At 67.9% G+C, this 17,877-nt stretch carries 17 protein-coding genes and 1 riboswitch; of the genes, 9 read left to right on the forward strand and 8 right to left on the reverse strand.

Annotated features, from left to right (window positions below; translation table 11 throughout):
* Positions 1 to 68: 68 nt before the first annotated feature.
* From ACFVVC_RS06575 to hemE, 3 genes are all read right to left on the reverse strand, one after another.
* Positions 69 to 854 (reverse strand): hypothetical protein, encoded by a 786-nt coding sequence (locus ACFVVC_RS06575; protein ID WP_387450374.1) that lies wholly within the window; start codon positions 852 to 854, stop codon positions 69 to 71.
* Positions 855 to 992: 138 nt separating this feature from the next.
* Positions 993 to 2,441, reverse strand: coding sequence for a protoporphyrinogen oxidase (gene hemG / locus ACFVVC_RS06580; RefSeq protein WP_387450376.1), 1,449 nt, complete (start codon positions 2,439 to 2,441; stop codon positions 993 to 995).
* 4 nt (positions 2,442 to 2,445) lie between these two features.
* Entirely contained in the window at positions 2,446 to 3,540 is a 1,095-nt protein-coding gene (gene hemE / locus ACFVVC_RS06585; RefSeq protein WP_387450378.1) for a uroporphyrinogen decarboxylase, read from the reverse strand.
* Between the two features lie 159 nt (positions 3,541 to 3,699).
* Here hemE and ACFVVC_RS06590 point away from each other — a divergent pair, with 159 nt between their 5' ends.
* Positions 3,700 to 5,028 (forward strand): glutamyl-tRNA reductase, encoded by a 1,329-nt coding sequence (locus tag ACFVVC_RS06590; protein WP_387450380.1) that lies wholly within the window; start codon positions 3,700 to 3,702, stop codon positions 5,026 to 5,028.
* A gap of 151 nt (positions 5,029 to 5,179) precedes the next feature.
* Here ACFVVC_RS06590 and moeB read toward each other — a convergent pair whose 3' ends face one another.
* A complete protein-coding gene (gene moeB / locus ACFVVC_RS06595) occupies positions 5,180 to 6,379 on the reverse strand; it encodes a molybdopterin-synthase adenylyltransferase MoeB (protein WP_387450382.1) in 1,200 nt (399 codons plus the stop codon).
* Positions 6,380 to 6,463: 84 nt separating this feature from the next.
* Here moeB and ACFVVC_RS06600 point away from each other — a divergent pair, with 84 nt between their 5' ends.
* The 3 genes from ACFVVC_RS06600 to ACFVVC_RS06610 are packed head-to-tail and all read left to right on the forward strand — an operon-like array spanning position 6,464 to position 7,727.
* The gene (locus ACFVVC_RS06600; protein WP_387450384.1) at positions 6,464 to 7,129 is read left to right on the forward strand and encodes a TetR/AcrR family transcriptional regulator; all 666 of its coding nucleotides are present in this window, start codon (positions 6,464 to 6,466) and stop codon (positions 7,127 to 7,129) included.
* Positions 7,130 to 7,173: 44 nt separating this feature from the next.
* The gene (locus ACFVVC_RS06605) at positions 7,174 to 7,398 is read left to right on the forward strand and encodes a DUF3107 domain-containing protein (protein WP_285244316.1); all 225 of its coding nucleotides are present in this window, start codon (positions 7,174 to 7,176) and stop codon (positions 7,396 to 7,398) included.
* A 26-nt stretch (positions 7,399 to 7,424) separates the two neighbouring features.
* Entirely contained in the window at positions 7,425 to 7,727 is a 303-nt protein-coding gene (locus ACFVVC_RS06610) for a hypothetical protein (RefSeq protein ID WP_387450386.1), read from the forward strand.
* Between the two features lie 63 nt (positions 7,728 to 7,790).
* On the opposite strand, the gene ACFVVC_RS06615 is transcribed toward ACFVVC_RS06610, so the two are convergent.
* The 3 genes from ACFVVC_RS06615 to thiO all read right to left on the reverse strand — a co-directional run bounded on the left by ACFVVC_RS06615 (position 7,791) and on the right by thiO (position 10,133).
* A complete protein-coding gene (locus ACFVVC_RS06615; protein WP_387450388.1) occupies positions 7,791 to 8,603 on the reverse strand; it encodes a thiazole synthase in 813 nt (270 codons plus the stop codon).
* 4 nt (positions 8,604 to 8,607) lie between these two features.
* On the reverse strand, positions 8,608 to 8,844 hold the full coding sequence (gene thiS, locus ACFVVC_RS06620; protein WP_387450390.1) for a sulfur carrier protein ThiS: 237 nt from the start codon (positions 8,842 to 8,844) through the stop codon (positions 8,608 to 8,610).
* The gene (thiO, locus tag ACFVVC_RS06625; protein WP_387450392.1) at positions 8,841 to 10,133 is read right to left on the reverse strand and encodes a glycine oxidase ThiO; all 1,293 of its coding nucleotides are present in this window, start codon (positions 10,131 to 10,133) and stop codon (positions 8,841 to 8,843) included. The genes thiS and thiO overlap by 4 nt, the downstream gene beginning before the upstream one ends.
* Positions 10,128 to 10,247, reverse strand: a riboswitch (TPP riboswitch). (Overlaps the previous gene by 6 nt.)
* 27 nt (positions 10,248 to 10,274) lie before the next feature.
* Here thiO and thiE point away from each other — a divergent pair.
* From thiE to ACFVVC_RS06645, 4 genes are all read left to right on the forward strand, one after another.
* Positions 10,275 to 10,967: a thiamine phosphate synthase gene (gene thiE, locus ACFVVC_RS06630; RefSeq protein WP_387450394.1), complete on the forward strand. Its 693-nt coding sequence runs from the start codon at positions 10,275 to 10,277 to the stop codon at positions 10,965 to 10,967.
* Between the two features lie 29 nt (positions 10,968 to 10,996).
* Positions 10,997 to 12,475 (forward strand): RNB domain-containing ribonuclease, encoded by a 1,479-nt coding sequence (locus tag ACFVVC_RS06635; protein WP_387450396.1) that lies wholly within the window; start codon positions 10,997 to 10,999, stop codon positions 12,473 to 12,475.
* A 290-nt stretch (positions 12,476 to 12,765) separates the two neighbouring features.
* Positions 12,766 to 14,436 (forward strand): DEAD/DEAH box helicase, encoded by a 1,671-nt coding sequence (locus tag ACFVVC_RS06640; protein WP_387450398.1) that lies wholly within the window; start codon positions 12,766 to 12,768, stop codon positions 14,434 to 14,436.
* Positions 14,437 to 14,444: 8 nt separating this feature from the next.
* Entirely contained in the window at positions 14,445 to 15,329 is an 885-nt protein-coding gene (locus ACFVVC_RS06645; protein WP_387450400.1) for a DNA-methyltransferase, read from the forward strand.
* Here ACFVVC_RS06645 and ACFVVC_RS06650 read toward each other — a convergent pair whose 3' ends face one another.
* Complete coding sequence (locus ACFVVC_RS06650) at positions 15,330 to 16,178, reverse strand: PHP domain-containing protein (protein ID WP_387450402.1); 849 nt, start codon at positions 16,176 to 16,178, stop codon at positions 15,330 to 15,332.
* A 79-nt stretch (positions 16,179 to 16,257) separates the two neighbouring features.
* Here ACFVVC_RS06650 and ACFVVC_RS06655 point away from each other — a divergent pair, with 79 nt between their 5' ends.
* The gene (locus ACFVVC_RS06655) at positions 16,258 to 17,832 is read left to right on the forward strand and encodes an aminopeptidase P family protein (protein WP_387450404.1); all 1,575 of its coding nucleotides are present in this window, start codon (positions 16,258 to 16,260) and stop codon (positions 17,830 to 17,832) included.
* Positions 17,833 to 17,877: the final 45 nt, after the last annotated feature.

The following is a 17,877-nucleotide window of genomic DNA, read 5'->3' on the forward strand; positions in this document are numbered from 1 at the left end:
CAGTTCTACAACTCGTAGAAGTGAGCAATGTCACATTATCCTGCTCCGTGGGTCACGCTGGGCGGCCTTTACAACCGGCGCATGCGCAAGAACACGAGGCCCGCGGCAGTCCCCACGCCAACGAGCCCGACTCCCAGCCACACCATGGCATCGGGCACACCTGGCAGGGCCTCGATGGACGAAACCGGGCGGCCGGGGCTCGCCGGTACTCCGGCCGACTGCGCGGTGCGGGCTGCCGGGGACGGCTGGGCGCCCGATTGCAGGGCAGTGCCGGACGGCCGGCCGGTTGACGGAGCCCCGCTGGCTTCCGGACCGGCGGCAGCCGGGGCGGAGTTTCCCGGGCCTGCTGCAGCGTCGGCGGCCGCCGTGCCGGACGTTCCCGCTGCGGCGCTGGATCCCCCGCCCGCATCGATCGCGCCGGAAACCGGAGGGACCGCCGCCTGGGGAGCCGCCGGGGCCGGTGAGGACGGCGCCGCAGCGGAGCCGGCCACCGTGCCGGCTCCCGGGCCCGTGGCGGGCGCCGGGGCTGTGGCGGGGGCGGGACGGGCGGATGACGGGGACGACGACGGCGCAGGTGCAGTCGGCGTGGGGGTCCGCGCGGCCGGAGACAAAGGGGCCCCGGAGGTGCTCGGGAGCGGAAGGTCGGGAAGCAGCGCGGACAGCGAACCTCCCGCCGTGACGGATGCGGACGCTGTTGTTCCGGCACTCAGCGACGTTTGTGCCGTGGGATCCTCGGGCGGGACTGCGTCGTCGGCCAAGGACGCCTGGACGCCGGTGGAAAGAACCAGTACCGCTCCGACGGCCGCTGCTGCGGCGCCTCGCCGGAGTCCCCCATGGATACCGGTCCGGGACATTGAAAACTCGGACCTGTGTTGAACCATAGTCATCGACCCTAACCAGAACGCCGGCCCAATTGAAAGCCGGGAACGGCCCGGCCGCAGGTTCTGAAGGGCGCCGCCAAGGCGCCCCGACGCGCTGACCAGCGGCGACAATCAGGCGCCGGTCAGTTGGCCAATTTGTTCCCGGGTATCGGCAACAACGGCAGCCAGGCCGTTCCCGGCCACCCAGCCGCCGACGACGGCCAGGCCGCCGGCTGCCGTACACGCCTGCCGGATGGCTGCCGCCCGCGCCCGGTGTCCCACCGCTGCGAAGGGCAGGGACCCGCGCCACCGCACCACGTCCCAGTCCCGGATGTCACCCGCCGTGATGGGGACTCCCAGCAATGCTGATGCGTCGCGCAACGACGCCGCGAAGAGCTCGTCGTCGGAGTCCGGGCCGCCGGGCTGCGAAGAGGCACCGTCCACCCGGCCGTAGGACAGCCGCACCACATGGCGGCCGGGGCCGGCAGCGGCGGCGAGCCAGTCCCATTTGCCGGTGGCATGGGTCAGCGCCTTCGCCTCAACGCCGGGGGTTTGCGGAGCCACCAGGATCCCCGTTCCGCGTGGCCGCCGGTCCAGGTCCGGCTGGTCCAACACCAGGGTGACAAGTTTGACGTCCGGCCCCGAGGCCGGCTGCTTCCCGGCGATCGCAGGTACCGCGGCTTCCAGGAGTCCGACGGCGGCCGGACCGTCGACGGCCATGACCAGCAGGTCGCCAGTGAACGGCGCGCCGGCGGCCTCGACGCGCCAGCCCTCGGGAGTGCGGCTGACGGCCGCCGCCGCCGTGCCCGCCAGAAGGGTTACGCCACGGCGCCGGAGATCAGCCACCAAGGCATCCACAAGGGTGTGCATGCCCCCTTCGAGGCCGGCGACGGCGGACCCGGCTTTGGCGGGCTGGCCAGGACTGGACATTCCCGCAGCGCCTGGCGGTCGACGCTGCGCCGCCACCGCGGCAGCGAGGGAACCGTGTTTGCGCAGCCCGGCGCGAAGGCCCGGTGCCACCATATCGACGTCGAGCAGCCCCGGATCCGCGGAGTGGACACCGCCCACGACGGGCGAAACCAGCCGGTCAAGCACCCGCGCGCCCATCCGTGCCCGGACGAGGGCAGCGACGCTGGTCACGCCGGTACCGGCGCCCACCGACGCCGGCAGGAGCCGGTCCAGCGAGGCACGCATGGAGCCCACGATGCCCAGGGTGCGCCGGACCTCCGGGTCCCAGGGGTTGGCCGGGATGCCCAGCACGCCGGTCTTGGGCAATTCGCGGGGCCCGTCGGGAAGCTGGACCCAGGCACCGCCCGGGCGTGGCAAAACAATCCTTCCGCCCAGGCCCAGTTCGGCGGCAAGGCGTGCTACGGCGTCGGACCTGGTGGCGAAGGACTCCGCGCCGCTGTCCAGCGTGAGGCCGGCCACGGTGTGGCTGCCAACACAGCCTCCCCAAGTGTCACCGGCCTCGAGTACGGTCACATCATGGCCGTCCGCGGCGAGTTCCCGGGCGGACAGGAGCCCGGAGATCCCGCCGCCCACCACCAGGGCCGTGCCGGGCTTCGCCGCAGACTTGCCCATGGGTTTACGCCGGCGGGATGGAGTGGATGAGCTCCACCACCCGGGTCAGGACGGCAGGATCCGTTTCGGGCGGCACGCCGTGTCCGAGGTTCAGGACGTGGCCGGGGGCGGCGGAACCGGCTGCAATGACCTCCCGGACATGGGTTTCGAGGACGTTCCAAGGGGCTGACAGCAGTGCCGGGTCAATGTTGCCCTGCAGCGGAACCGTTCCGCCCAGCCGGCGGTTCGCCTCGTCAAGCGGCAGCCGGTAGTCCACCCCCACCACGTCTACGCCAACATCACGCATGGCCACCAGCAGTTCGGAGGTGCCGGTACCAAAGTGGATGAGCGGAGCACCGAGGTGGCGGACGTGGTCAAGGGCCCGGGTGGACGCCGGCGCAACGTATTTGGTGTAGTCGGCCAGGCCCAGGGAGCCGGCCCACGAGTCGAAGAGCTGGGCTGCCGAGGCACCCGCTTCGAGCTGCGCCTGGAGGAACATGCCGGAGGCGTCTGCGGCCCAGTTGGCCAGGGCGTTCCAGGTATCCGGATCCGCATGCATCATGGTTCGCGGGCCGAGGTGGTCGCGCGACGGCTTTCCTTCCACCATGTACGCGGCCAGCGTGAAGGGGGCGCCGGCGAAACCAATGAGCGGCGTCCTGCCCAGTTCAGCCACGGTCAGGCGGACGGCCTCGCGGATGGGCTCCAGCGCTTCCCACGTCAGCTGCGGGAGGGCGGCAACGTCGGCGGCCGTGCGCACGGGCTTGTCCAGGACCGGCCCCACCCCGGGCACGATGTCAACGCCGACGCCGGCCAGCTTCAGCGGAATGACGATGTCGGAGAAGAAGATGCCGGCGTCGACGTCGTGGCGGCGTACGGGCTGCAGCGTGATCTCCGAGGCCAGCTCAGGCCGGAGGCAGGAGTCCAGCATGGCGATACCCTCGCGGACCTTGAGGTACTCCGGCAACGACCGGCCCGCCTGCCGCATGAACCAGACGGGACGGCGGGAGGGTTTGCCTCCGCGGTAGGCCGTGATCAGCGGTGAGTCCGCTGTGCGGCCGTCCATCAGTGGATGGTCTGCGGCGAGGACGCCGGCAGCGGAGACGGCAGGGCTAGGAGTCATGCTTTTGATTGTGCCCAAAAAGAGCTGCAAAAGATAACGACAACCTGTCGCCTTCCAGCCCCGGCGGCAGGAAGGTGTCCGGGATCACCGCAGGGTGTGGCGACTATCCTTTCCCGCAGTTGTTCTACCGGGCAACGAAAAAGCTATGATTGGTCTGCTGTGGTTCTTTTCTCATTGGTGGCTACACACGCCGACATCGATCTTGAAACCGTCGCTCAGCTGAGCAACGGTTCCTCAGGGATTGCCGCGTCCACCCTCATCGAATCCCCCGCCGTGGCCGGCGCAGTGGTCCTGGCCACCTGCAACCGCTTCGAAATCTACGGCGAAGCCCCCAACGCCGCCGACGTCGAGGCTGCCCGCGCCGCCCTCGTCGCCCGCATCAGCGAGGCCAGCGGCCTGGCTGAACCCCTGGTCTCGCGTTCGTTCAATACCCGCACCGGGCCCGAGGTGACCCAGCACCTGTTCGCCGTGAGCGCCGGGCTTGACTCCGCCGTCGTCGGTGAACGCGAAATTGCCGGGCAGGTGAGGCGGGCACTGATTACCGCCCAGCACGACGGCACCGCCAGCGCAGGACTGGTCCGGCTCTTCCAGGCGGCGTCCAAGACCGCCAAGGACGTCGGCGCCCAGACCGCTTTGGGTTCCCGTGGCCTCTCCATCGTCTCGGTAGCCCTGGACCTTGCCACCGACCTTTCCGAAAGCCCCGACTGGTCCGCCAAAAAGGTAGTGCTCTTCGGAACTGGCGCCTACGCGGGTGCCACCATGGCCCTCCTCCGCGAACGCGGCTGCAGAGACATCAGCGTGTACTCGTCGTCAGGGCGGGCCGAAGGATTCGTGGCAACACGCGGCGGCACGGCACTGGACGTCGAATCCCTGCGTCCGGCAGTTGCTGCCGCTGACGTCATGATTGGCTGCAGCGGTTCGGACACCCGGGTGGAAGCCGATGAACTGGCCCAGGTCCGCGGGGATGCTCCACAGCCCCTGATCGCCATCGACCTTGCCCTCACCCACGATTTCGACCCCGCCGTCGGCGAACTGGACGGCGTCGAGCTGCTCACCCTGGAATCGGTGCGCCTCGCGGCCCCACAGGAGCAGGCCGAGTCGCTGACCCAGGCAAGCGGCATCGTCAACGGTGCCGCCAGGGCGTTCGAACAGGAACGCGAAGCCCGCTCCGTGGACTCCGCCATTGTTGCCCTGCGCCGCCACACCATGAACGTGCTGGACGCGGAGATGGAAAAGGTCCGCGCCCGCCACGGCTGCACTGCCGCCGCAGAAGAAGTTGAGTTCGCGCTCCGCCGCATGGTCAAGCAGCTGCTGCACGTTCCCACCGTCCGCGCCCGCGAACTTGCCGCCAACGGGCAGCAGGATGATTACGTGGCCGCGTTGGAAGCCCTCTACGGCATCACCGTCGAGCAGCCGGGGGCCGCTTCGGCGGCCGCCGGAGCGGAGGCCGAATGCCCGGTGGACCACACCGGCCGCGAAACCGCCTGACATCCCGGCAGCAACGCCCGCTCACTTCCTGCCCCATTTGACGCAACGCCCGCTCACTTCCTTCCCCATTTGACGCAACGCCCGCTCACTTCCTTCAAGAAAGTGAGCGGGCGTTCGGGAAATTGATGTCAAAGGTGAGCGGGCGTCTCGGTCAGTAGACGGGCTTATAGGGTTCCACCTCGCGCACCCAGGCGAGGATGCCGCCGTCGAGGTGGCTGACCCGCTCGTAGCCTGCCTGGCGCGCCGCCGCGAGGACGTTCGCCGAGCGCGTCCCGGCCTTGCAGTGGAACACAATGTCCCGGTCTTGCGGGAGTTCGCCCCAGGCCTCCCCCGCCAGGATCCGTCCCTGCGGAATGAGCTTGGCTCCGTCGATCCGGACGATGTCGTACTCGCCGGCCTCCCGCACATCCACCAGTTCGAAGTCCTTCAGCCCGGCCTTCCGCGACGCCAGCATGGTGGCCAGTTGGGTCGCGGTAATGGTGTGTTCCGTGTCTGCGGCGGACGCCGGGGCAATCCCGCAAAACGCCTCATAGTCCGTGAGCTCGGTGATAGGCAGCGCCGCGGGGTCCTTGGACACCCGGATCTCCCGCCAGCTGCCGCCCAGGGCGTCAAACAGTGCCACGCGGCCCAGCAGGGAGCGCCCGACGCCGGTAATCAGCTTCACTGCCTCGGTGACCATCAGGGAGCCCACGGCGGCGCACAACATGCCGAAAACGCCGCCCTCGCCGCAGGACGGCACGGAACCAGCGGGAGGGGCCTCAGGGTAGAGGTCGCGGTAAGTGGGGCCGTGTTTCTCCCAGAAGACGCTCACCTGTCCGTCGAAACGGAAGATGGAGCCCCACACGTAAGGCTTGCCCAGGATGGCAGCGGCATCGTTCACCAGGTACCTGGTGGCGAAGTTGTCAGCACCGTCCAGGATGAGGTCGTACTCCGCGAACAGCTCAAGCGCGTTGCCCGAATCCAGGCGCACGTTGTGGAGCCGGACATCCACCAGCGGGTTCAGTGCGGCAATGGCATCGCGGGCCGACTCGATCTTGGACCTTCCCACGTCCTCCACGCCATGGATGACCTGGCGCTGCAGGTTGCTCAGGTCCACCACGTCGTCGTCGATGATGCCCAACGTGCCCACCCCTGCCGCGGCGAGGTACAGCAGCGCTGGTGAACCGAGGCCGCCGGCTCCGATGACCAGCACTTTGGCGTTCTTGAGCCGCCGCTGCCCCAGCGCGCCGATCTCAGGAATGATCAGGTGCCGGGAGTAGCGTTCCACCTCGGCGGACGTCAGTCCGGCAGCCGGTTCCACCAGCGGATCCAGGGAATGGGTTGAAACATTTGCGGTGAACGTCGAAGCCATACTTCAATGTATGCCCCGGGATACCGCCGGGTCATATTACCCCGCAGTAAAGTGAATGTAACTGCAATGGAAAGAAGGACAACTGTGGTCCCTGAAGCACGGGCTGACCGCCCGCCCGCGGCCGAACCGCAAATTCCCTCCCGCCCCGCAGGCCACCGGTCCGCCCGGCTGCCACGGGACGAGCGCCGTGCGCAGTTGCTTGCCGCCGCGCAGGAAGTTTTCGTTGCCAATGGCTACCACGGGGCCGCGATGGACGAAATTGCAGAGACTGCCCATGTGAGCAAGCCCGTGCTGTACCAGCACTTCCCGTCCAAGCGTGAGCTGTACCTGGCCCTGCTGGAAAGCCACCTGACGTCCTTGACCGAGCTGATGCTGGGCGCGTTGAACTCCACCAGTGACAACGACGAGCGCGTGCAGGCCGTGATGCGCGCCTACTTCCACTTCATCGCCAACGACGACCAGGCGCACCGCCTGGTGTTCGAATCGGACCTGATCAATGATCCCGATGTCAGCTCCAGGCTGGAGACCTTCAACCGGACCTTCGCGGACGCCATCGCCCGGGTCATTGCCGAGGACACCAAGCTCCCCCACCTGGAGGCGGAACTCCTGGGCCGCGGCCTCGCCGGGATGGCGCAGGTCAGCGCCCGGTATTGGCTGGAAACGGACGGCAACTTGGACCTCAACGTGGCCAGCGACCTTATCTACCGTTTAGCTTGGCGCGGAATCTCTCGCTTCCCCAAAGAGTCCTAGACTACAAATAAGACATCATCGACAAACCAGGCTGGGAGGCCCCCTTGGAAATTAAGATCGGCGTTCAAAACGTTGGCCGCGAAATCGTGCTCGAATCAGCGCAGGATGCTGAGACGGTGGCCAAGACTGTTGGTGAAGCCATCAACGAAGGCACCCAGTTGCGCCTGAAGGATGACAAGGGACGCCTGATCATTGTTCCCGGCAGCGCACTGGCGTATGTGGAAATCGGCGCCGAAGAGGTCCGCCGCGTAGGTTTCGGCCAGTTCTAGGCCGCCCGCACGTTCCAAGGAGATCCATGCTGTCGCTGACCATCGTGGTGCTGGCCACGCTCGCCGCCGGGTTCATCGTCTGGGCCAATGACAAACGCCACGCCCGGTACGGCGCAGGCGTGCCTGCCGGTATCGCGGTGGGGGTTGCCGCGATGGCGTGGATCATCCTTATGACGGCAGGCTTCGGCTACCTTCCGGGGCTGACGTGGCTTCCCTGGGTCTTGCCGATCGTCCTCGGTACTGCTGCGGCCATCGCCGTCGTCGTGTACTTGGGCCGCACCCGTGCACGCCATGACGTCGAGCGGCTGAACGCGGTCCTGCGGAGCTGAACCGCCCCTGACGCTAACTGTGGCCACCACCCCGACGGGTGGTGGCCACAGTTATTTAACGGCCTAGAGGAACTCTGCCCGGCCTTCCATGGCCGATGACGCAAGGGCGTGTTCCCGGCGCGGGATGCGTCCGGCAGCCCTCGCCAGCCTGCCCGCAATGACGGCGTGCTTGAACGCTTCGCCCATCAGAGCCGGGTTCTGCGCCCGCGTCACGGCCGTGGCCAGCAGAACGGCGTCGCAGCCCAGCTCCATGGCCAGGGCGGCGTCGGAGGCTGTGCCAATGCCGGCGTCCAGGACCACGGGCACCGAGGCGCGGGACACGATGAGCTCGATGTTGTGCGGGTTCAGGATGCCCAGTCCGGTGCCGATCGGTGCGCCGAGGGGCATCACGGCGGTGGCGCCAAGGTTTTCCAGCCGCAGTGCCAGCACCGGATCGTCGTTGGTGTAGGCGAAGACCTTGAAGCCGCGGTTGACCAGCTGCTCGGTGGCGTCAACAAGTTCCACGGCGTCCGGCAGCAGGGTCTGTTCGTCGGCGATGACCTCCAGCTTCACCCAGTCGGTTTCGAGCGCTTCCCGGGCCAGTTCCGCGGTGAGGACGGCGTCGCGGGCGGTGAAGCAGCCGGCGGTGTTGGGCAGGACCTTGATCCCGTGGTCCACCAGCAGCTGGAACAGCGAGCCGGTTTCTGCTGTTGAGTAGCGCCGCATGGCCACTGTGGTCAGCGCCGTGCCGGAGGCCAGGAGCGCGGCGCCCAGTCCGTCCAGGCTGGGCGCACCGCCGGTGCCCATGATGAGCCGGGATCCCAGGGCGAGGCCGTCGATCACCAGTGCGTCGTCGGCGGCGTGGCTTGCGGTGTTGATGGTGCCGGTTTCGGTCATGGTGTCAGCCTCCCTGAACTGCGGTGACGAGTTCGATGTCGTCGCCGTCGGCGAGCGCGGTACCGAACCATTGGCTGCGCGGCACCACTTGGGCGTTGTGTGCGACGGCGACGCCCAGTTTCCCGCCGTCCGTCGCCTGGCCGTTGGGAGCCAGCGGCCGCCCGGTGACCTGGCTGACGAGCGTGGTGATGGAGGCGCCGTCGTCCACTGAGTGCGGGTTTCCGTTGAGGGTGATGTTCACGCTGTCTCCTTCATGTGGGGGCTTGGTACGGCCACGGCCGGCCTGGAAAAACGGTCCGGGCTGAACGGCGCCCAGCGGGGATCGGCTGCGCCGTCCAGCAGTGCTGCGCAGATCGCCGCTGCGGCAGGAGTGAGCAGGACTCCGTGCCGGAAGAACCCCGTGGCGATGATCAGCCCCGGTATGTGCCCGTCCGCTGGACCGCCGGATCCCATGGACACCGCAACCCGGCCCAGCAGGGGTGCATTGTCGGGGGTCCCGGGGCGCGCACGGGCGGTGCATTCCAGGAGTTCGAGTTCGGCGACGGCGGGAACCAGCGCCTGGGCGTCCCGGAGCAGCTGGTACACGCTGCCGGCGCTCACGGCGTCGGAGAGCGCGTCCTCCCGTTGGGAGGCGCCGATAACCACCGTCCCGTCCTCCCGGGGCACGATGTACACCGGGATCCCGTGGACCAGCCCGCGCACCGTGGCGGTAACCAGCGGGCGGAGGTGCCGGGGCACGGAAAGCCGGAGGATGTCCCCGTGCACCGGGCGCAGAGGCAGTTCAAGGCCGTGGGGCAGGCCGTCCAGGGACGCGGCGTGCAGGCCGTTGGCCACCACCGTTTCCGCCGCCAGGACAGTGCTGCCGCTCCCCAGGCGGACGCCGGCCACCGTCCCGTCTCTCCACAGCAGTCCGGCCGCGCGTTCCGGTACTGCATACCCCTCACCGGCGCCGGCGACCGCCAGCTCCGGGGTTTCGCGCGCTCCTGCGGCGAGGGCCAGCCGCACGGACGCTATCAGTTTCCTCGGGTCCACCTGGTGGTCCGCCGGGGTGTCCAGCGCGCATGAGATCCCCGGGCTCAGCAGGGGTTCGCGGCTGCGGGCTTCACGCACGGTCAACGGTTCCACCTCCAGGCCGCTGGCCTGCTGCACTGCGCGCAGGTCCATCAGCGCCCGCCGGTCTGCGGCGTCGACACCGACGGCGAGGGTGGGGGTCGTCAGGTAGCCGGTCCCGGCACCGGCTGCGGCGGCGGCGACGCCGGCAGCGAAGCCAGGCCAACGGGATGATGCGTCGAGCATGAGGTCCAGGAGGTCCTCTTCCTGGTAGTGCAGCTCGCTGACGGGGGCCAGCATGCCGGCAGCGGCCCAGCTGGCGCCGGCCCCTGGTGCGTCATCGATGAGCACAACGGACCGACCGGAGCGCTGGACTTCCCAGGCGATTCCGTGTCCCACCACTCCCGCACCGATGACGGCGACGTCGGCCCGGATGGCGTCGTCGGCAGGCCCGGGCAGGCAGTTCTTGGAGGTAGCCATGGCGTGGTTCCTTCCCTACGCCGGTATTAGCCGGATCAGGTCAAGCGGTCGGCTCTGACGCCCTCTCAGCCCGGCGCTTTGTGACAGCTGCCGCGGGCTCCCGCAGTACCAGCCCAGTTTAGAGGAACTAGGCTGGCAGGCATGAATATGTCCCCTTCCTCCTTTCCTGCCCTTGGGGCGGCCCGACTGTACCTCTGCACGGACGCGCGCCGGGACCGCGGCGACTTTGCCCGGTTCGTGGATGCCGCGTTCGCCGGCGGCGTGGACATTATCCAGTTGCGCGACAAGGGCATTGAAGCCGCAGAGGAACTGGACCTGCTGGCGGTCTTGAAGGATGCGGCGGTGCGCCACGGGCGGCTGTGGGCCGTCAACGACCGGGCCGACATCGCTGTCCTGTCCGGCGCACCGGTGTTCCACATCGGCCAAAAGGACCTTCCGCTGGCTGCCGCCCGCACGCTGGTGAACGGCAATGCCGCCGTCGGGCTGTCCAGCCACAGCCCGGACCAGGTCGATGCCGCACTCGCCGCCGCTGCCGGACCCTCCCACCTGGACTATTTCTGTGTGGGACCTGTCTGGGCCACGCCCACCAAACCGGGCCGGACCGCCGTCGGGCTTGACCTGGTCAAGTATGCCGCCAGGGCCGCCGCGGAGGCATCCAACCCGGTGCCGTGGTTTGCCATCGGGGGCATCGACCACGGGAACGTTCACCAGGTGGCGGAGGCTGGTGCACGAAGGATCGTGGTGGTCCGTGCCATTACCGAGGCGGCGGATCCCGCGGCCGCTGCCGCCTCCTTGCTCGACGCGCTGGACGCTGCCGGCCCCGGGCCTGCGTAAACCCAGGACTTGGAGTTACGCTGACTTTTGTGTCACATCATCGGTTGGCTCCCAATGTCCGCGACCATCGGAACGCCTTGGAAGAGGCACTGGGTGCGTTGCGGGCCGAACTAGAACTGCCAGGGCCTTATCCGGCAGCGGCCGTGGACGATGCCCGCGCCGCCGTCGCGGCCCTGAAGCTGCCGTCCTATGACCTGACCGCCGTTGAGTTCGTGACCATTGACCCCGCCTCGTCCACGGACCTGGACCAGGCCGTGTTCATCGAGCCGGACGGGAGCGGCTACCGGGTGCTGTACGCGATAGCCGATGTTCCGGCCTTCGTGGTGCCGGGTGGTCCGCTGGATACCGAAACCAGGCGCCGCGGACAAACGTTCTACGCCCCCGACGGCCGCATCCCGCTGCACCCGGAGGTCATCAGCGAAGGTGCCGGGAGCCTGCTGCCGGGCCAGGAGTGTTCGGCTTTCGTCTGGGAATTCATGCTCGACGCCGACGCAGCGGTGATGTCCGTGGGCGTCAGGCGGGCGCGGATCCGCAGCCGCGACAAGCTCAGCTACAAAGGGGCACAGGCCGCCCTGGACGCCGGCACCGCTCCCCCCGTGCTGGAGCTCCTCCGGGACGTGGGGCTGAAACGGGTGGCGCTGGAGCGGGCGCGCGGGGGCGCCAGCCTCAACATGCCGGAGCAGGAGATCGTGCAGCTGCCCGACGGCGGCTACCGGATCGACGCCGCCCCGCAGCTTCCCGTGGAGGACTGGAACGCGCAGATTTCGCTGATGACGGGAATGGCCGCCGCCCAGCTCATGCTGGAAGGCAAGGTGGGCATCCTGCGCACCATGCCGGCCCCGGATGAGCGGTCGCTGAGGCATTTCCGGCTGCAGACCGAGGTGCTGGGCAGGCCGTGGGACGGCGAAGTCAGCTACGGCGAGTACCTGCGCTCGCTGGACCCCACCGATCCCCGCCAGCTGGCCATCATGCATTCGGCCGGGATGCTGTTCCGCGGTGCGTCCTACACCGCGTTTGACGGGACAGTCCCGGACGACGGTATCCAGTCCGCCATCGGAGCCGCCTACGCCCACACCACCGCCCCGCTGCGGCGGCTGGTGGATCGTTTCGTGCTGGTGATCTGCGAGGCCCTCAGCAACGGCGGGGATGTTCCGGGCTGGGCGCGGGAGGCGTTGCCGCTGCTGCCGGGAATCATGGCCGGTTCCGACCAGCTGGCGTCGCGGATGGAGCGGATGGCGCTGGACACTGTGGAGGCGGCACTGCTGTTGAACCACATCGGCCAGGAATTCGACGCGATCGTGATTTCCGGGTCGAAGCCCCAGAACGGGAACGGCAACGGGGCAGCGAAGAACGGCAACGGGAACGGCAGTTCCGGGATCATCCAGATCGCCGAACCGGCTGTCACCGCCCGCTGCGCAGGCGAGCTGACGTCCGGTACCAAGGTGCGCGTCCGGCTGCTGTCCTCCGATATCACCACCCGGCAGATCCACTTCGAACTGGTTCCATAGGGCCCTGCGGACGCGGCAGGAACGGCCAAGACAGGGATCTTGTCCCTGTACGGCTAGACTGGGAGGGTAGAACTGGATGCCCGGTCGTTGATTTCCTTGATTTGAAACCAACAAGCCCGCCCCTACGCGATCTTGAGATTTGCCCGTTGGTCACCAGTGCCAGCATTAGATAGCCCGCGATCGGCTTCCACTGGATTTGCTTGCGCGCCCGAGCGTGCTCCGGAACGGCCAGGATTGGCCGGCCCGTTGAGCAGGCAGCGCCATTGCCCAAATGAATAAGGAAACTCCCCGTGAGTGAATTGCATACCCACCAGCTCCTGACCGATGCGTCCGGCACCGAGACCATCGAGCCGGAAGAGACCATTATCTCGGACGAAACGCCGCACGAGATCGCGGAGAAGTCGTTTGCCGACTACAACGTCCGCGCGGACATTGTCGAGTCCCTGGCCGACGCCGGGATCACGCACCCCTTCCCCATCCAGGCCATGACCCTGCCCGTGGCACTGGCAGGCCACGACATCATTGGCCAGGCCAAGACCGGTACCGGCAAGACCCTTGGCTTCGGCATCCCGGCGCTGCAGCGGGTCATCGGACAGGACGACCCCGGCTACGCCAATTTGGCTGTACCGGGCGCCCCGCAGGCCCTGGTCATTGTCCCCACCCGCGAATTGGCCGTGCAGGTGGCCAACGACCTCCAGACGGCCTCTCGCAAGCGCAACGCGAGGATCACCACCATCTATGGTGGCCGCGCCTACGAGCCCCAGGTTGAAGCACTCCAGCAGGGCGTCGAAGTGGTGGTGGGCACCCCCGGGCGCCTGATCGACCTGTACAAGCAGAAGCACCTGAGCCTGAAAAACGTCAAAATCGTCATCCTTGACGAGGCGGACGAAATGCTGGACCTTGGGTTCCTGCCGGACGTTGAGACCCTCATCGCCGGAACCCCGGCTGTCCGCCAGACGCTCCTGTTCTCGGCAACGATGCCCGGCCCCGTCATCGCGATGGCGCGCCGCTACATGACCCAGCCCACCCACATCCGGGCAGCCGATCCGGACGATGAAGGCCTCACCAAGCGCGACATCCGCCAACTCATCTACCGTGCACACAGCATGGACAAGACCGAAGTGGTGGCACGCATCCTGCAGGCCAAGGGCCGTGGCCGGACCATCATCTTCACCAAGACCAAGCGCACCGCCGCCAAGGTGGCCGAGGAACTGGTGGACCGCGGCTTCGCGGCCGCAGCCATCCACGGCGACCTGGGCCAGGGCGCACGTGAGCAGGCGCTCCGGGCGTTCCGCAACAACAAGGTGGATGTGCTGGTTGCAACGGACGTCGCTGCCCGCGGCATCGACGTGGACGATGTCACCCACGTGATCAACTACCAGTGCGTCGAGGACGAAAAGATCTACCTGCACCGGGTGGGCCGCACCGGCCGCGCCGGGAACAAGGGCACTGCCGTCACGTTCGTCGACTGGGACGACATGCCGCGCTGGGCGCTGATCAACAAAGCCTTGGGCCTGAGTGTTCCCGAACCTGTGGAAACCTACTCCTCCTCCCCGCACCTCTACAGTGACCTCGACATCCCCGAAGGCACCAAGGGCCGTTTGCCGCGTGACAAGCGGACCCTCGCCGGTGTTGACGCAGAGGTGCTGGAGGACCTGGGCGAGACCGGAAAGAAGAACAGCCGCGGCGGCCGGGACGCCTCGCGTTCCCGCGAGCGGGACGGCCGTGGACGTGGAAAGGACGACGGCGGCAAGGCCGGCGGCCGGGATTCCGCCCGCTCCCGTGAGCGCCGTCGTCGTACCTCCGACTCCGCCGCACCTGCCGCCGAAGCCGCTGCCCCCGCTGCCGACGGCGACCAGCCCTCGCGCACCCGCCGTCCCAGGACCCGCACCCGCCGCCGCAACGGCGAAGTGGTTGCCGCCGCGGACAAGGGCACCCAGCCCGGCAGCTCCGAGGGCTAACTGCGTCGATGACAGACACTGTTTGGGCGCCGGACGGCAGCAGCCTGGTGGTTCACGCGGACAACGCGGAGTACCTCCCAACGCTGCCGGACGGCGCCTTCACGTTAATCTACGTGGATCCGCCCTTCAACACGGGCAGGCCCCAGCAGCGGCAGGAAACCCGGATGGTGGCCAATGCCGAAGGCAGCGGGGACCGGGTGGGTTTCAAGGGCCGTTCCTATGACACCATCAAGGGCGCCCTGCACCGCTACGACGACGCCTTCAGCGACTACTGGTCCTTCCTGGAACCTCGGCTGGTGGAGGCTTGGCGTCTGCTGGCCGACGACGGCACCCTGTACCTGCACCTGGACTACCGCGAAGTGCACTACGCCAAGGTAATGCTGGACGCCATCTTCGGCCGGGCGTGCTTCCTGAATGAGGTCATCTGGGCGTACGACTATGGTGCCCGGGCCAAGAACCGGTGGCCCACCAAGCACGACAACATCCTGGTGTATGTGAAGAACCCCGCCAAATACCACTTCGACAACGCCGAGGTGGATCGCGAACCCTACATGGCCCCCGGGCTGGTGACGCCGGCCAAGCGCGAACTGGGCAAGCTGCCTACGGACGTCTGGTGGCACACCATCGTCTCACCCACCGGCAAGGAAAAGACCGGGTACCCCACCCAGAAACCGGAAGGACTGGTCCGCCGGATTGTCGCCGCCTCGTCCCGCCCCGGGGACTGGTGCCTGGACTTCTTTGCCGGCTCCGGCACTTTGGGCGCCGTGGCGGCCAAGCTTGGCCGGAAGTTCGTATGCGTGGACCAGAACCAGCCGGCGATCGACATCATGGCCAAAAGGCTCGGTGCGCACGCCACCCTGGCCACGTACCAGCCAACTGACGCGTCGCACTGATCAGGGGCGGATGACCGCCGCCCCGGTGCCCAGTTCCTCGATCCGTGCCAGCATCTCGGGGGCAGTAACGTTCTCGCCGAGCAGGTTGGGTTTGCCCGTGCCGTGGTAGTCGGAGGAGCCAGTGACCACCAGGCCGTGCTTGGCGGCGAGCTTGCGTAAAAACGCCCGCCCCTCTTCCGGATTGTCCCGGTGGTCGATCTCCAGTCCCACCAGGCCGGCGTCGATCATCTCCCGGTAGGTCCGTTCCCCCACGATCCGGCCCCTGGCCGACGCGACGGGGTGGGCAAACACGGGCACGCCGCCCGCAGCACGGACAAGTTCGACGGCGGTGGCCGGGTCCGGTGCGTAGTGCGGGATGAAGTACCGGGACCGGGAGGTGAGGATTGAAGCGAATGCCTCGGAACGGTCCTCCACCACTCCCGCAGCCACCAGGGCATCAGCGATGTGCGGACGGCCCAGGGTGGCGCCCGGGGCCACATGGTGGATCACGTCGTCCCACGTCAGGGGGTAGTCCTCGGCCAGGATGGTGACCATCCGTTCGGCCCGGGTCAGGCGCGAGTCCTTGGCCTTGGTGATCTCCTCGAGCAGGCCCGGATGGGTGGGGTCGTGCAGGTAGCTCAGGAGGTGGACGCTGATGCCCTCCGCGGTCCGGCAGGAAACTTCCATGCCGGGGACCAGGGCCACACCGTGCGTGACGGCCGCCGCGGCCGCCTCGGCCCAACCCGCGGTGGAATCATGGTCGGTCAGGGCCACCACGTCCAGGCCCGCACGCGCGGCAGAGGCCATGACGTCGGCTGGCGGCTCCGTACCATCAGAGACGTTGGAGTGGGCATGCAGGTCAATCCTCACTTGTCCAGACTAGTGGACCGCGCCCCTCCGGCACCGGAGCCTGTTCGCTTAGCCGCGACGCTGGTGAGACGATGGTGCCGTGAACGATGCCGATAACACCCAGAACTCTGCTTCCCAGCCGCTGGAGGAGCGCGTCAACAACCGCTCGCAGCGGCCCAGTTCCAACGCTTTCAAGGCCTTCATGGCCAGCAACTGGGCACCGTCCAGCCAGGAACTTCCCCAGCGCGACGCCGTCGCCCGCTACGCCGCAACCCGGCGCAAGGCAATCTCCGCCCAGTTCAAGGGCGAACGGCTGGTCATCCCCGCAGGGCCGCCCAAGGTCCGCTCCAACGACTGCGACTACCGCTTCCGCCCGCATTCCGGCTTCGCCCACCTGACCGGCCTCGGCCTGGACCATGAGCCGGACGCTGTCCTGATCCTGGACCCGGTGGAGGAAGGAAACGGCGACGACGGCGGCAACCACCGCGCCACGCTGTACTTCCGGCCGTTGGCCGGCAGGGACACCGAACAGTTCTACGCCGACTCCCGCTCCGGCGAGTTCTGGATCGGTGCGCGCCCCACCCTCGAAGAGTTCCAGGCCCGCCTGGGGCTGCCCACCGCCCACATCGACCAGCTCGAGACAGCCATCACCAAGGACGTCGGCGCCCCGGAGATCGGCGGCATCTCCATCCGCCTGGTCCGCAAGGTGGACGAAAACATCGACGCCCTGGTGGATACGGCCCGGTACAACACGGCGAAGGACCCGGAGAACCTGGACCTTGAGGCCCTGGACGCCCTGGACGAGAAGCTCAGCGAAGCGCTCTCCGAACTGCGCCTGCTCAAGGACGAGTGGGAAATCGAACAGATGAAGCTCGCCGTGTCCGCAACGGTTGAAGGGTTCGAAGAAGTTGTGAAGGCCCTCCCCCGTGCGCTGACGCATGCCCGCGGCGAACGGGTGGTGGAGGGAGCGTTCTTCGCCCGCGCCCGCGAGGTGGGCAACGAACTGGGCTACGACACCATCGCAGCGTCCGGCAACAACGCCACCGTGCTGCACTGGACCCGCAACACCGGCCGGATCCACGCCGGCGACCTCCTGCTCCTGGACGCCGGTGTTGAGGCCGACTCGCTCTACACGGCGGACATCACCCGCACGATTCCAGCCGATGGCACGTTCACGGCTGTCCAGCGCAAAGTGTACGAGGCCGTCCTGGACGCCGCGGACGCGGGCTTCGCCGCCGCGCAGCCCGGGACGAAATTCCGGGACATCCACACCGCGGCAACCACGGTCCTGGCCGAACGCCTCGCCGAATGGGGCCTGCTGCCGGTCAGCGTGGAGGAAGCGGTCAGCCCGGAGGGCCAGCAGCACCGCCGCTGGATGCCGCACGGAACCAGTCACCACCTGGGCCTGGACGTGCACGACTGTGCCCAGGCCAAGCGGGAACTTTACCTTGACGGCATCCTCACCGAGGGCATGGTCTTCACCATTGAACCGGGCCTCTACTTCAAGGCGGAAGACCTGGCGATCCCTGAGGAGTACCGTGGCATCGGCGTCAGGATCGAGGACGATATCCTCATGACCGCTGACGGACCCGTCAACCTCAGCGCCGCCCTGCCCCGCCAGGTTGACGACGTCGAAAACTGGATGGCCGGAATCTACCGGACCGAAGACGCCTGACACCGGCACACAGAAAAGAGCGTGGCCACCGGACCGGGTCCGGTG

The sequence above is a fragment of the Pseudarthrobacter sp. NPDC058196 genome (genome assembly GCF_042882685.1).
GTDB lineage: Bacteria > Actinomycetota > Actinomycetes > Actinomycetales > Micrococcaceae > Arthrobacter.